General features: G+C 70.1%; 12 protein-coding genes. 2 read left to right on the plus strand and 10 right to left on the minus strand.

Translation table 11 applies throughout. The annotated features are described in order from the left end of the window. Positions 1-882 carry an arginase family protein gene (locus tag ABT158_RS01695; protein ID WP_352349776.1) on the minus strand — a complete coding sequence of 294 codons (882 nt, stop codon included), beginning with the start codon at positions 880-882 and terminating at the stop codon, positions 1-3. 28 nt (positions 883-910) lie between these two features. Here ABT158_RS01695 and ABT158_RS01700 point away from each other — a divergent pair, with 28 nt between their 5' ends. Further along, positions 911-1,450 (plus strand): CGNR zinc finger domain-containing protein, encoded by a 540-nt coding sequence (locus ABT158_RS01700; protein ID WP_352349778.1) that lies wholly within the window; start codon positions 911-913, stop codon positions 1,448-1,450. Positions 1,451-1,482: 32 nt separating this feature from the next. Here the strand turns inward: ABT158_RS01700 and efeB are convergent, their stop codons facing one another. The 7 genes from efeB to ABT158_RS01735 form a co-directional block, all read right to left on the minus strand. Then, positions 1,483-2,745, minus strand: a complete 1,263-nt coding sequence (gene efeB, locus ABT158_RS01705) for an iron uptake transporter deferrochelatase/peroxidase subunit (protein WP_352349780.1) — start codon at positions 2,743-2,745, stop codon at positions 1,483-1,485. A 15-nt stretch (positions 2,746-2,760) separates the two neighbouring features. Beyond that, positions 2,761-3,897: an iron uptake system protein EfeO gene (gene efeO, locus ABT158_RS01710; protein ID WP_352349782.1), complete on the minus strand. Its 1,137-nt coding sequence runs from the start codon at positions 3,895-3,897 to the stop codon at positions 2,761-2,763. Between the two features lie 11 nt (positions 3,898-3,908). Next, positions 3,909-4,742 carry an iron uptake transporter permease EfeU gene (gene efeU, locus ABT158_RS01715; RefSeq protein ID WP_352349784.1) on the minus strand — a complete coding sequence of 278 codons (834 nt, stop codon included), beginning with the start codon at positions 4,740-4,742 and terminating at the stop codon, positions 3,909-3,911. Positions 4,743-4,865: 123 nt separating this feature from the next. Further along, a complete protein-coding gene (locus ABT158_RS01720; RefSeq protein WP_352349786.1) occupies positions 4,866-6,233 on the minus strand; it encodes a glycoside hydrolase family 5 protein in 1,368 nt (455 codons plus the stop codon). 2 nt (positions 6,234-6,235) lie between these two features. After that, positions 6,236-7,081: a carbohydrate ABC transporter permease gene (locus ABT158_RS01725; RefSeq protein WP_352349787.1), complete on the minus strand. Its 846-nt coding sequence runs from the start codon at positions 7,079-7,081 to the stop codon at positions 6,236-6,238. Next, positions 7,078-8,037 carry a carbohydrate ABC transporter permease gene (locus ABT158_RS01730; RefSeq protein ID WP_352349789.1) on the minus strand — a complete coding sequence of 320 codons (960 nt, stop codon included), beginning with the start codon at positions 8,035-8,037 and terminating at the stop codon, positions 7,078-7,080. Before ABT158_RS01730 ends, ABT158_RS01725 begins: the two co-directional genes overlap by 4 nt. Then, entirely contained in the window at positions 8,034-9,326 is a 1,293-nt protein-coding gene (locus ABT158_RS01735; RefSeq protein WP_352349791.1) for an extracellular solute-binding protein, read from the minus strand. The genes ABT158_RS01730 and ABT158_RS01735 overlap by 4 nt, the downstream gene beginning before the upstream one ends. 152 nt (positions 9,327-9,478) lie before the next feature. Here ABT158_RS01735 and ABT158_RS01740 point away from each other — a divergent pair, with 152 nt between their 5' ends. Beyond that, positions 9,479-10,489, plus strand: coding sequence for a LacI family DNA-binding transcriptional regulator (locus tag ABT158_RS01740; protein ID WP_352349793.1), 1,011 nt, complete (start codon positions 9,479-9,481; stop codon positions 10,487-10,489). Between the two features lie 193 nt (positions 10,490-10,682). On the opposite strand, the gene ABT158_RS01745 is transcribed toward ABT158_RS01740, so the two are convergent. Both ABT158_RS01745 and ABT158_RS01750 read right to left on the minus strand, forming a co-directional pair. Then, a complete protein-coding gene (locus ABT158_RS01745) occupies positions 10,683-11,396 on the minus strand; it encodes an RloB family protein (RefSeq protein WP_352349795.1) in 714 nt (237 codons plus the stop codon). After that, a complete protein-coding gene (locus ABT158_RS01750; protein WP_352349797.1) occupies positions 11,393-12,622 on the minus strand; it encodes an AAA family ATPase in 1,230 nt (409 codons plus the stop codon). The genes ABT158_RS01745 and ABT158_RS01750 overlap by 4 nt, the downstream gene beginning before the upstream one ends. Between the last annotated feature and the right edge of the window lie 23 nt (positions 12,623-12,645).

A 12,645-nucleotide genomic window follows, 5' to 3' on the forward strand; every position in this document is an offset into this window, starting at 1 on the left:
TCAGGTCAGGGCTGAGACGAGGATGTCGGTCAGGGTGGCCGCTTGGCCGCCGTCCTCGTCGAGGTCGGGGTCGAAGATGGTGAACTGGATCCCGGCCGCCCCGGGCAGCGCGAGCAGCCCGCGGAGCAGGCCGGCGAGCTGGTCGCCGGTCAGGCCGCCGGGGGTGGGCGAGTCGACCGCCGACACCACGGACGGGTCGAGCACGTCGGCGTCCACGTGGATCCAGAAGCCGTCCAGGTCGTCGCGCACGAGCACGCGTTCGGCGGCCGCCAGCGGGATGTCGTTCCCGGCGACGAAGGCGATGCCCTCGGCGGCGAGCTCCTGGACGTCGTCGTCGTCCCGGACGCCGAGCACGATGACGTCCTCGTCCCGGACGTACGGGCGCAGGCCGTCGATGTCGGTCAGGTAGTCGTCGCCGCGGCCGGTCACCAGGGCCAGGTCCTCGCCGGCCGCCGCGCCGACGTGGGGCGAGTTGCCGAGGTGGCGGAAGTCGGTGTGGGCGTCGAGGTAGGCCAACCCGTAGCGGCCCGTCCTGCGCAGGGCGAGCGCGGAGCCGAGCACGATCGAGCAGTCGCCGCCGAGCAGGACGGGGAAGCCGCCGTCCGCCCTGATCCCGGCGACGCGGTCGGCCAGCCGCCGGGTGTAGGCGGCGATGGCCGCGCCGTTGCGCACGCCGTCGCCGGGCTTCCAGGTGGCCACGTAGCGCGGCGGGACCAGCGCGCCCGCGTCGGCCGCGCCGATCCGGGCGACGAGCCTGTTGTCCCGCAACGCCCAGGGAGCCTTGTAGCAGCCGGGGATGACATCCTCGGCGAGTGGACGCAGCCCGAGGTTGGACGGCGCGTCGAGGACGGTCAATTTTCTGTCAGGGGTTATAGTGCTCATAGTCGTGACGGTAGCAGGAGGGTGAGGGATGCGCCAGTTCATCGAGACGGGTCTCGTGGCCGTCGATCTGGCCAACACGTGGGACGAGTACCTGGACGATCCCGAGCGGCTGCCCGACGTGGCGGAGCTGCGCCGCTTCTGCCGCGAACTGGACGAACCGCTGGAGAACGACCATGGGCTAGGCGAGGAGGACCTGCGGGAGGTCAGGGAGGTGCGCGAGCGGCTGCGGGCGGTGCTGGCCGCCGAGCCCGAGGGCCGGGCGGGGGCGCTGGCGGAGTGGGTGGCCGGGCTGCCGACTCGGGCGGCGGTGGAGCACGCGGGCGGCGTGCCCCGGCTGCGGCTGGTCGCGCCGGACGGGGCGACGGCGGCGGGCCGGCTCGCCGTGCGGGCCGTCACCGAGCTGCTGGAGCTGGCCGCGGCCGGCGACTGGGAACGGCTGCGCCGGTGCGCGGCCACGCCGTGCACCGACGCCTTCGTCGACCGCAGCCGGCCGGGCAGGCGGCAGTTCTGCTCGACCCGCTGCGCCAACCGCGCCCACGCCCAGGCCTCGCGCGCCCGCCACCGCTGACGGCGCGACCGGATGCGCCGCGCCGAGCAGGGTCAGGCGAACAGGGTGCGGCCCCAGTAGTCGCCCGCGTCCTGGACGCCGGGCGGGCAGGCGAACAGGCCGCTGGAGACGTGCTTGATGTACTCGTTGAGCGCGTCGTGCCGGGCCAGGTTCATCTGCACGGGCACGAACTGCCTGCGCGGGTCGCGCTGGTAGGCGATGAAGAACAGCCCGGCGTCCAGGCGGCCGAGGCCGTCGGAGCCGTCGACGAAGTTGTAGCCGCGGCGCAGCAGGTGGGCGTTGCCGTTGTTGCTCGGGTGCGCCAGCTTGACGTGCGAGTCGTCCTTGATCAGCGGCTGCCCGTCGGGGCCCTTGGCGGCGAAGTCCACGGGGTCGAACTCGGCCTTCCTGCCCAGCGGCGCGCCCTCGCCCTTGTCCCGGCCGAAGATCTGCTCCTGCTCGGCGAGCGAGGCGCGGTCCCAGGTCTCGATCGTCATGCGGATCTTCCTGGTGACCATGTACGTGCCGCCCGCCATCCAGGCGGGGCCGTCCGAGGCGCTCGCCCACAGGTGGTCGCGCAGCAGGTCGGCGTCCTCCAGCTTCATGTTGTTGGTGCCGTCCTTGAAGCCCAGGAGGTTGCGCGGCGTGGCCTGGGCCCGCGACGTGGACGACGTACGGCCGAAACCGAGCTGCGACCAGCGCACCGAGACCTTGCCGAAGCCGATCCTGGCCAGGTTGCGGATGGCGTGCACGGCCACCTGAGGGTCGTGCGCGCACGCCTGGACGCAGATGTCCCCGCCCGAGATCTCCGGGATGAGCTGTTCGCCGGGGAACTTCGGCAGGTCGGCCAGCGCGGCCGGTCGTCTGCCCGCCAGCCCGAACCGGTCGTCGAACAGCGACGGCCCGAACCCGATCGTCAGCGTCAGCCCCGAGGCGGGCAGCCCGAGGGCCTCGCCGGTGTCGTCGGGCGCCGCCTCGGCCGCCCCGCCCACCGCGCCGAACGCCCCGGCCTCCTTGCCCTGCGTCAGCCGGGCCGCCGCGGCCGTCCACTCCTGGAGCAGATCGACCAGCTCGGCCTTCTTGTCGGTGATGACGTCGAAGGCGACGAAGTGCAGCCGGTCCTGGGCGGGCGTGACGACGCCCGCCTGGTGCTGCCCGTAGAACGGGAACGGATCGGACGTCGAGGCGGCGTGCGCGACCGGCGGCTCCTCCAGCAGCGACCTGGTCGTCACCGCCCCCGCCCCGAGCACGGCCGCGCCCGCGGCGCCCAGCCCGAACAGCTTGCGGCGGCTCATCCGCCCGCCGGCCTGCGACAACGCCCCCACCTCCCGTTACTTGGCGATGACCGGTGCGATCTTACTGATCGGCTCGGCCAGCGCGTTGATCGCGTCGGACAGCGCCTTCAGCTCGGCCTTGGACAGCTCGTCGTGCAGCTTCCAGCCGTCGCCCTTCCGGTGCGCGCCCAGGGCGGCCTCCGCGGCGGCGAACTTCTCGTCCAGCGTCTTGACCAGGTCGGGGGAGCGCTGCTCCAGCACCGGGCGCAGCGACTGCACGGCGGCCTTGGAGCCCTGGAGGTTGGCGTCGAAGTCCCACAGGTCGGTGTGCGACCAGATGTCCTCCTCGCCGGTGATCTTCCCGGAGGCCACCTCGTCGAGCAGTCCCTTGGCGCCGTTGGCCAGGTTGAGCGGGGTCAGCTCGGCGGAGTTGGACTTCTGGACGATGGTCTTGACGTCGGCGATCAGCTTGTCGGCGACCGGGCCGTCCTTGCTGATGTCCTTCTTGATCCACAGATCCTTCTCGATCCGGTGGAAACCGGTCCACTCCTCGCCGTCGGCCAGGTCGGCCTCGCGGGCGTCGATGGCCGGGTCGAGGTCGCCGAAGATCTCCGCGACCGGCTCGATGCGCTCCCAGTACGTCCGCGCGACCGGGTACAGCTCCTTGGCCTTGTCGATGTCGCCGCCCTTGACCGCGTCCACGAACTCCTGCGTCTTGACCAGCAGCGTGTCGCTCTGCGACTTGATGTAGCGCTTGTAGCTGGCGACGGCGTCGGCGAGCTGGGCGTCGGAGGTGAGCGCCTTGTGCTCGCCGGTCACCTTCAGCGCGTTGCGGATGCCCTTGCCCGCCATGCCGGGCTTGCAGACGGCCTCGTACGCGCCGGCCGGCAGCTCGGCGACCAGCTCCCTGGTCAGGCCGGGCACGATGTTCTCGACCTCGGCCATCACCCGGTCACCGGGGGCGTACACGTAGAACTCGGTCACCTTGGAGCCGCCGTTGGTGATCGTGAACGTGCTCGTGCCCGCCGCGACCTCGGCGACCGCGACCTTGCACTCGGTGTCGGACGCGGCCACGGTGATCTTGCCGGGCGCGGCGGCCGGACCCTTGGCGGTCTCCGTGGGGGTGCCCGAGCCGCACGCGGTCAGGCCCGCGAGGGCGAGCGCGCCGAAGGACAGGCTGATGGCGGTACGCATGATGCTCCTGTTCAGGCCGCGGGTGCGGGGGAGGCGGGAGTGGTCTTCACCCGCTGTGGCAGCAGGAAGAGGAAGAGAGTGGGCACGAGGTAGACGATCCAGGCCACGGCCTCGACGATGCTCGGCTGCGGCGTGATGTTGAGCATGCCGGAAAGCAGCGCGCCGTACCAGGAATCGGCGGGCAGGACGGCGCTGATGTCGAAGGCGTAGGAGCTCAGGCCGGGCAGGATGTTGGCTTCCTGGAGGTCGTGCACGCCGTACTTGAAGATGCCGGCGGCGACCAGGATGAGCAGCAGGCCCGTCCAGGTGAAGAACTTGGTGAGGTTGATCTTCAGCGCGCTCTTGTACAGCCCCCAGCCGATGACCATCGAGGTGAGCAGGCCGAGCGCGATGCCGAGCAGGGGGTCCATGGTGGCGGTCGCGCCCTGGACGGCGGCGAAGAACAGCAACGCCGTCTCAAGCCCCTCGCGGGCCACGGCCAGGAAGGCCATCACGACCACCGCGAGCGAGCCCATCTGCAGCGCGTCGGAGAGCTTGCCCCGCAGCTCGCCGGAGAGCGCGCGGGCGGTGCGCCGCATCCAGAAGATCATCCAGGTGACGAACGCGACGGCGAGCAGCGAGGTGATCGCGTCGAACAGCTCCTGGCCCATGTGCCCGAGATTGGCGGCGGTGAAGGTGAGCAGCGCGCCGAAGCCGACGGACAGCGCGACCGCCGCGGCGACGCCCGTCCAGACCTGGGGAAGCTTGTCCTTCCTGTCGCTCTTGACGAGGAAGGCGATGAGGACGGAGACGACGAGCGTCGCCTCCAGTCCCTCGCGCAGTCCGATGAGGTAGCTGGCGAACACCGTCACTCCTGCTGGCTGAGGAAAGGCTTACCTAAATTAGGGCAGCCGAAGCATACCTAGCGCAAGCAGTGATGGCGATAGTTTGCCCGGTGGTGTGACGCACCCGACTGTATGAGCGGTTTGTTACCCGGTGAGGTTGCCGGCCAGCAGGTCGAGCAGCGGCTCCCGCCGTACGCACTGCTCCAGCGTGAACGAGTCGGCCAGGGCCAGCAGCTCGTCGTCGCCGAGCCCCCTGAACAGCCCGGCGTACTCGGGCAGCAGGGCCTGGGCGAGCAGGATGTGCCTGATCAGGTCGTCGGTCTGGTAGCGGGCGCCCCAGGGGTAGGGCGCCCAGTCCGGGAACTCGGTCTCGACCAGCCGGTGCAGCGGGGCCAGCACGTCGGCGCACTCCTCCATGGTCGAGCCCCACCGGTCCGCGCCGAGCCGCCGCTTCTTGCCGATGAACGCGCCGAACCGGTCCAGGTACGCCCCCGACGCGTGCACCAGCCCCTGGAGGCCCACGTCCTTGTACGTCCAGAGCGACCAGCCCGCGTCGTGGGCGTCGTAGATGTCGAGCTGGTCGCGCAGGACCTGGTAGCGCTGGGCGTCCCGGTCCGGGTCGCCGGTGTAGACCGGGCCGAACTCGCCCACCCACAACGGCGTGCCGGTCTCGCGCTGGAACCGGGACCGCCGGGCGAAGGTCTCCTCCAGCTGCCCGCGGTCGCACCACTCGCCCCTGGTCAGCCCCGGGTACGGGCCGCCGTGGGCGAACCCGGCCAGGGCGTAGTCGTGCATGACGAACACCGTGTTCTCGTACATCTCCCGGAACATCGAGAAGTCGGTGGCGTAGGTGTTGCCGTCCAGGAACAGGATGTGATCCGGGTCGGCGGCCCGTACGGCCTTGACCAGCCGGTCGTAGAACGGGCCGACCACCTTGCCCGAGACGTCGCCCGGCTCGTTCACCACGTTGTACCCGGCCACCCACGGATGCCCGCGGTAGTGGTCGGCCAGCGCCTCCCACAGGTGCACGGCCCGGTCCTGGAAGTGCCGGTGCTGCCAGAACGCCGCCACGTGCGTGGGGTTGTCGCTGTGCCAGTGCTGGTTCTGGGAGCCAGGCAGGGCGTGCAGGTCGATCACGCTGTAGAGGCCGCGCTCGGCCAGCAGGCCGATCACCCGGTCGAGGTGCCGGAAGCCCCTCGGGTCGATCTCCATGGGCCGGTCGTCGGACTCCCAGTGGTGGTAGTTGACCGGGATGCGCACGCAGTTCATGCCGAGCCCGGCCAGCAGCCCGGCGTCGCTCCCGGTGAAGAACGAGGTGAGCAGCCGGTCGAAGAAGAGCTCGGCCCGCTCCTCGCCCAGCACGCCGGCCACGGCCGCGCGCATCGAGGTCTCGTTCGCGGGATAGCCGGTGACGAAGTTCTCCATGTTCATCCAGCCCCCGAGGCCCACCCCCCTGAGCCGGACGGGCGTGCCTTCGGGGGTGAGGAGCCGGCTTCCTGAGACGTGGAGCATGTTCACCCTTTCGTCGCACCCGCGGTGAGCCCACCGACCAGGTGACGTTCAGCGATGGCGTAGAACCCGAGCGCCGGCACCATGGCCAGGATCAGGTAGGCGAGGACGCGGGCGGTGTCGGTGGCGTACTGGCCCTGGAACTGCTGGATGCCGAGCGGCAACGTCCAGCTCGACTCGTCGCTGAAGACCACCAGGGGCAGCATGAAGTTGTTCCAGCTCCCCACGACGGCCAGCACGGAGACCGTCGCCATGGCCGGGCGGGCCATCGGCAGCAGGATCCGCCAGAAGAACCCGAACGGCGAGCAGCCGTCGATGATCGCGGCCTCCTCGATCTCGCCCGGGATGCTCCGGAAGAACCCCCGCAGGATGATGATCGTCAGCGGCAGTCCGAAGGCGGCCTGCGTCAGGATGACGCCGAGCGGGTCGTCCAGCAGCCCGAACGTGCGCAGCAGCACGAAGATCGGCAGGATGGCCACCGCGAACGGGAACATCAGCCCCGCGGTGAACAGCGTGAACAGCGCCTCCCTGCCGCGGAAGGCGAACCTGGCGAAGACGAACGCGGCCAGCGCCGCCAGCCCCACCATCACCACGGTCGTGGCGACCGCGATGAACGTGCTGTTCCACACCTGCCGCCAGAACGACCCCGAGCCGAGCACGTCGGTGTAGTTCGCGGTGACCCAGGGATCGGGCAGGCCGAAGGGGTTGCCCGAGAGCTGGCTGTTGCTCTTGAACCCGCCGAGCAGCGCGTACACGATCGGCGCCAGGATGAACGCGCCGACGATCCAGGCGATCACGTGCAGGGGCAGGGTGGGACGGCGCCGCCGCGCGGGCGGCCTTCCGTGGTTCATCGGCGGCCTCCCATGGACGTCGTCGCGCCCGCCAGGTCCCGGCGCAGCACCACGCGCTGGTAGACGAGGGCGAAGACGAGGCTGAGCGCGAACATCACGACGCTGATCGCGTTGGCGTAACCCACCTGGGAGCGCTTGAAGCCGAACTCCATCATGGTGACGGCCATCGTCTCCGAGGAGTGCGACGGGCCGCCGCCGGTGAGGATCCAGACCAGGTCGAACAGCTGGATGGTGTAGATGACCGACAGGAACACGCTGATCCTGATCGTCGGCCCGAGCAGCGGCAGCGTGATGTGCCGGAACGTCTCCCAGGCCGTCGCGCCGTCGATCTGCGCGGCCTCGATCAGCTCGTTCGGGATGCCCTGCCGTCCGGCCAGGTAGATCATCATGTGGAAGCCGAAGTACTTCCACGTCATGACCAGGAAGAGCGCGGGCATCACGGTGTCCGGATCGGCCAGGAACTCCGACTCCAGCCCGAACACCGACAGCAGCTGGTTCGCCATCCCGCCGTCCGGCGCGAGGATCAGCGAGAACAGCACGCCGGTGATCACCTCGGACAGCACGTACGGGGCGAAGAACACCAGCCGGTAGACCGCCCGCCCCCGGATGCGCTGGTTCAGCAGCATCGCCACGGCCAGCGAGAACGGCAGCTGGACCAGCACCGACAACAGCACCAGGACCACCAGGTGCCACAGGTCGGTGGCGAAGATGCCGGACGACAGCAGCCTGGTGAAGTTGTCCGGCCCGACGAACTCGGTGGGCAGCCCGCCGAACCCGTTCCACTTGAACGCGCTGGCGTAGACCGCGACCAGGATCGGCGCCACCACCAGCAGGACGAAGAGCACCAGCGCGGGCAGCAGGAACAGCGCGATCGTCACCGCGCGCCCGCGCCGCCGGCCCGGCGGGGCGGGGGCCGGCGGCGCGACCGCCGCCGGCCCTCGGGTCAGCGTCGTCATTCGCTCTTGGCCACTTCGCTGATGTCCTGGCCGATCTGCTCCGGCGTCTTGGTCCCGGCGATCAGCTCGGCCACGCTGTCGTTGACCTGCTGGCCGACGGCCGGCGGGTAGGCCTGGTCCAGGTAGAGCTGGTAGCCGGAGGCCCCGGCCAGCAGGGTCGCGACCTGCTTGAGGTTGGCGTCCTTGACCGCGCTCTCCTCGCCCTTGAGCACCGGCAGCACGCCGCCCGCCGCCACGGCCTTGGTGTGCTGGTCCATCTGCGTCATGAACTTCACGAACTCCACGGCCTGCGGGGGCGCGTCCGCGCCCACCGACAGGCCGTTGCCGCCGCCGAAGGCGTCGCCGATCGAGCCCTTGCCGCCCTCGACCGCGGGGAAGGGGAAGAAGCCCAGGTCGTCGCCGAGGCCCTTGCCGGAGTCCTTCTGCACGGCCGGCGCCCACTGGCCCATCAGCTCCATGGCGGCCTTGCCGTTGGAGACCGTGGCCGCCTGCCCGTCAGGGGTGCCGTACCCCGCGCCGAGGAAGCCCTTCTGGAACGGCTGGAGCTCGGCCAGCGCCTTGACCTGCTGTCCGGCGGCCACGAAGTCGGGCTTGGTGAAGTCGTGGTCCACGCCCGCCTGCGTGAGCGCGGGCAGGCCGGCGATGCGCATCGCCAGATAGGCCCAGTAGTAGTGGCCCGGCCACTTCTCCTTGCCGGCCAGCGCGATCGGGGTGGTGCCGGACGCCTTCAGCTTCTTGACGTCGTCGAGGAACTCCGCCCAGGTGGCGGGCGGGGCCGAGATGCCGGCCTTGGCGAAGAGTTTCTTGTTGTACCAGAAGCCGACCAGCCCGATGTCCGTCGGCAGCCCGTACGTCTTGCCGTCGAACTGGTACGCGCTCAGCGCCGCGGGGGTGAACGTGCCCAGCACGGGCGCGACGTCGGCGGAGAGGTCCTTGACCAGGCCGGCGTCGATCTGCTGCTTGAGCACGCCGCCGCCCCACGTGACGAAGACGTCGGGGGCCTTGCCCGACTGGGTGATCGTGGTCAGCTTGGCCTTGTAGGCGTCGTTCTCCAGGACCGTCGCCTTGATGGTGACGTCGGGGTGCGCGGCCTCGAAGTCCTTGGCCCGCTGCGCCCACAGGGACTTCAGCGGTTCGGCGGTGGACAGGTGCCACCATTCCAGCGTCACCTTGGCGGGCTTCTGGCCGGGCTGCGAGGCGCCGGGCTGCCCGCCGCTCTCGCCACTCCCGCCGCTGCCGCATCCGGCGACGAGCACGGCGGTGGCCATGAGGATCAGACCGCGTTTCATCCAGGGGTCCCTTCATCGGGCACGAGCGGTATGAAAGTTTCGTATAGCCCCCGATAATTTCGTTGGTCGGAGCATAGGTACGTGCTGCGCAGGGCGTCAATAGCTGTTTTGGGAGCGATCCCAGTCCGAAACTTTCGGATACACTCCCGAACGTGTCAGCTAAGAGGCGCGTGACGATCGCACTGATCGCAGAAGAGGCCGGGGTCTCCATCCCCACGGTCTCCAAAGTCATCAACGGCCGGCCCGAGGTGGCGCCGGCGACCCGTCACAAGGTCGAACGGCTGCTCCAGGAACACGGCTACCAGCGGCGCGTCAGCCAGGACGACACCCCCGCCGGCCTGATCGACCTGGTGTTCGCCGAGATCGAGTCGCCATGGGCCATGGAGATCGTGCGCGGCGCGGAGAGCGCGGCCCACGAGGCCGGGGCCAGCGTCGTCATCTCGGTGCTGCACACCCACGCCGGTCCCGGCCGCGACTGGCTCGAACGCCTGGCCGCCCGCCGCACCGACGGCGTGGTGATCGTCGCCTCACGCCTGTCCACCGGCGTGCAGGCCCAGCTCAGCGCGCGGTCGCTGCCGTTCGTGGTGGTCGACCCCGAGGGCGAGCCGGCCCCCGGCATCGTCTCGGTCGGCGCCACCAACTGGAACGGCGGCCTGGCCGCCACCCGCCACCTGCTCGAACTCGGCCACCGCCGGATCGGCATGATCAGCGGCCCCGCCGACATGCTGTGCAGCCAGGCCCGCGTCGACGGCTACCGGGCCGCACTGGAGACGGCCGGCGTGCCGCTCGCCCCCGAACTCGTCCGGCGCGGCACCTTCCTCGTCGACTCCGGCCACGACCAGGGCCACGAACTCCTGTCACTGGACGAGCCGCCCACGGCCATCTTCGCCGGGTGCGACCTGATGGCGTTCGGCGTGTTCGAGGCCGCCCGGCAGCGGGGGTTGCGCGTCCCGGAGGACCTGAGCGTCGTGGGGTTCGACGACCTGCCGCTGTCGAAGTCGGCCTGGCCGCCGCTGACGACCGTGCGCCAGCCGTTGCAGGAGATGGCGGCGCTGGCCACCCGTACGGTGCTGGGGATGGGGAAGGGCGAGGTGCCGGAGACGAAACGGGTGGAACTGGCCACGGAACTGATCGTCCGCGAAAGCACGGCCGCCGTGGAGTGAGGTGCGCTCCAAGGGTCTTCGCCCTCCGGGCTCAGGCGCCCTTCCTCCGGCGCCTCCGGCGCACCCCCGCGCCTCCGGCACCTTGGCGCCTCGCCCTTGACCTGCGAGACCTCTTCGCGTCCGCCGCTCGACAGCCCTGGTCGCATGTGCGGCACTTCGGTGCTCGCTCGCCGAGCCTGTCGCTCCGGCCGCCTCAGAGGAATGGCGGGATGCCGAGGCTTTCCAGAAGGCGCCACATGCCGCTGGACGGGTCCTGGTCGAGGAGGTCGCAACGCGGTTCGGAGCCCCGCGGATGGGAGCACCTGCCCGAGGCGCAGCGCCTGTCCAAGCTCCGCGCGTTGTCGAACGCGGTCTTGAGGCGTGGCATGAGGTGGTCGGCGCGGGCCTTGGTGATCCTCTTGTCCCTCGCCCCGAAACCCGCGAAGCCGGGCCGCTGCGACAACAACTGGTGGACCTGGTGGTTACGGCCGTCCTGCGGTTGGTCGTAGAGGCCGTAGTGCAGGTAGAGCCAGAAATCGAAGGACGGATGGGACAGGGCCACCCTGATCTTGGAGTGCTCCTTGAGCGCGCTCAGGGCGTCGTCCAGGTCACCGTGCTGGTCGCGGTCGAAGAGTGCCCAGATTTCCGCGTACTGCTCGTTGTCCGGTCGAAGAGCGTCTTCCTTGGCGACGGTCAGGGCGCGCTGGGCGACCTTCCACGGCTTCATGTCGTCGGGCCGGTACTTCGGCATGTCGATGCGGAACGAGCACTGCCGGGAGAACGCGTTCTGCAGCATCGTGAGGTAGTCGTACTCGGTCACCGCGCCCTCGGCGACGGCGTAGAAGATGCGATTGGCGGCGCGGGGCGGCGGCTGGGCCGTCAGGCTGGAGCCGCGTTGGCGCTTCTTCCTGACCTTGTCGGGGCTCATGCGAGTGCCTCTCCCGCCTCGCGTGCCAGCTCGCCGGGGGCGACCCGTGGCACGCCGCCGAAGCGGCCGAGCAGCCAGCCGCGTTCGAGGTTCTCGTTCGGACGGGGTGGTGGACGCAGGCTCGACAGCGGATACAGCTCCGTCGAGCCCCTGGGGTCCTTCTCCGCCATCCAGACCACGTCACGGTCCAGGATCCGCTCCCCGCCCGCGAGCGGACGCAGCAGCGACGCGTCGTGCGTCGTGAACACCATCTGCGCCCCTCGGGCGTTGACCTCGGGGTCCTCGAACATCCTGATCACCTCGGCCGCGAGTGCGGGGTGCAGGCTGGCGTCCAGTTCGTCCACGAGCACGGTGGTGCCGTGCTGGAACGCCTCCAGCAGGGGCCCCAGCATCGCGAACCAGGCGCGCGTGCCCATGGACTCGTGCGCGAAGTCCAGAGAGGCCGTGTGATCACCCGCGCGGTGGAGCAGCCGGACGTCGCCGCGCGCCAGGGCGTCGTTGTCGAAGCCGACGATGCCGAGGTCGGCCCGGGTCAGGAGGCGGCCGACCTGATCCCTGAACCGTTCGTCCGCAAGAGCCCTGGCCTTGGTGAACTCCTGGCGCTGGGGCAGGTCCTGTTCGGGGCTGATCAGCCACAGATTGTCGCGGAACCACTCGAACACCGGCAGCAGTTGCTCGTTGTTCCACTCGGCGGCCACCGTGAGGAAGAGGGAGTCCGGGCGGGTCTTCCGCGCAAGGTCCTGCTTCTCGCCGCGCAGCCCTTCCCCGGCGAAGCGGATGTCGTCGCCGTCGCGGTCGAACCAGACCTGACGTCGCCCCTTGGGATAGGCGTGCAGCCATTCGGCGTGGACGCGTTCGTCGTCCAGCTCGAATCCGTAGGTGTAGCGGACACCCGCCAGTTCGAGGTCGATCTCGACGAAGGAGGTTTCGTCCGCGCAGCCCGGGTCGAGCGCGAAGGGGATCCGGCGAGTCGGCTTCTCCTCGCTGATCCACGCCACCGAGTGCAGCACGGCCTGCCGCATCAGCCGCAGACCGGCGAGCGTGTTGGTCTTTCCCGAGGCGTTTGCTCCGTAGATCCCCAGGACCGGGAGCACGGACAGGGGCCGCCCTCCCTCCCGGACCGGGATGGGGCGGGCGGTGCCGTCGTTCAGCTCCGTCGCGATCAGCGAGAGACGCTGGTCGTCACGGAACGACAGGACGTTGGCCAACCGGAAGTTGAGAAGCACGGTGTCTCCCTTGTCGGGATCAC

Origin of the sequence: Nonomuraea sp. NPDC001636, from assembly GCF_040298265.1 — a bacterium.
Lineage (GTDB): Bacteria > Actinomycetota > Actinomycetes > Streptosporangiales > Streptosporangiaceae > Nonomuraea.

Bases quoted from the DNA above. Each gene is read 5' to 3' on its own strand.
- ABT158_RS01695 (WP_352349776.1), bottom strand. From the start codon at position 882: ATGAGCACTATAACCCCTGACAGAAAATTGACCGTCCTCGACGCGCCG.
- ABT158_RS01700 (WP_352349778.1), top strand. From the start codon at position 911: ATGCGCCAGTTCATCGAGACGGGTCTCGTGGCCGTCGATCTGGCCAAC.
- efeO (WP_352349782.1), bottom strand. From the start codon at position 3,897: ATGCGTACCGCCATCAGCCTGTCCTTCGGCGCGCTCGCCCTCGCGGGC.
- ABT158_RS01720 (WP_352349786.1), bottom strand. From the start codon at position 6,233: ATGCTCCACGTCTCAGGAAGCCGGCTCCTCACCCCCGAAGGCACGCCC.
- ABT158_RS01725 (WP_352349787.1), bottom strand. From the start codon at position 7,081: ATGAACCACGGAAGGCCGCCCGCGCGGCGGCGCCGTCCCACCCTGCCC.
- ABT158_RS01730 (WP_352349789.1), bottom strand. From the start codon at position 8,037: ATGACGACGCTGACCCGAGGGCCGGCGGCGGTCGCGCCGCCGGCCCCC.
- ABT158_RS01735 (WP_352349791.1), bottom strand. From the start codon at position 9,326: ATGAAACGCGGTCTGATCCTCATGGCCACCGCCGTGCTCGTCGCCGGA.
- ABT158_RS01745 (WP_352349795.1), bottom strand. From the start codon at position 11,396: ATGAGCCCCGACAAGGTCAGGAAGAAGCGCCAACGCGGCTCCAGCCTG.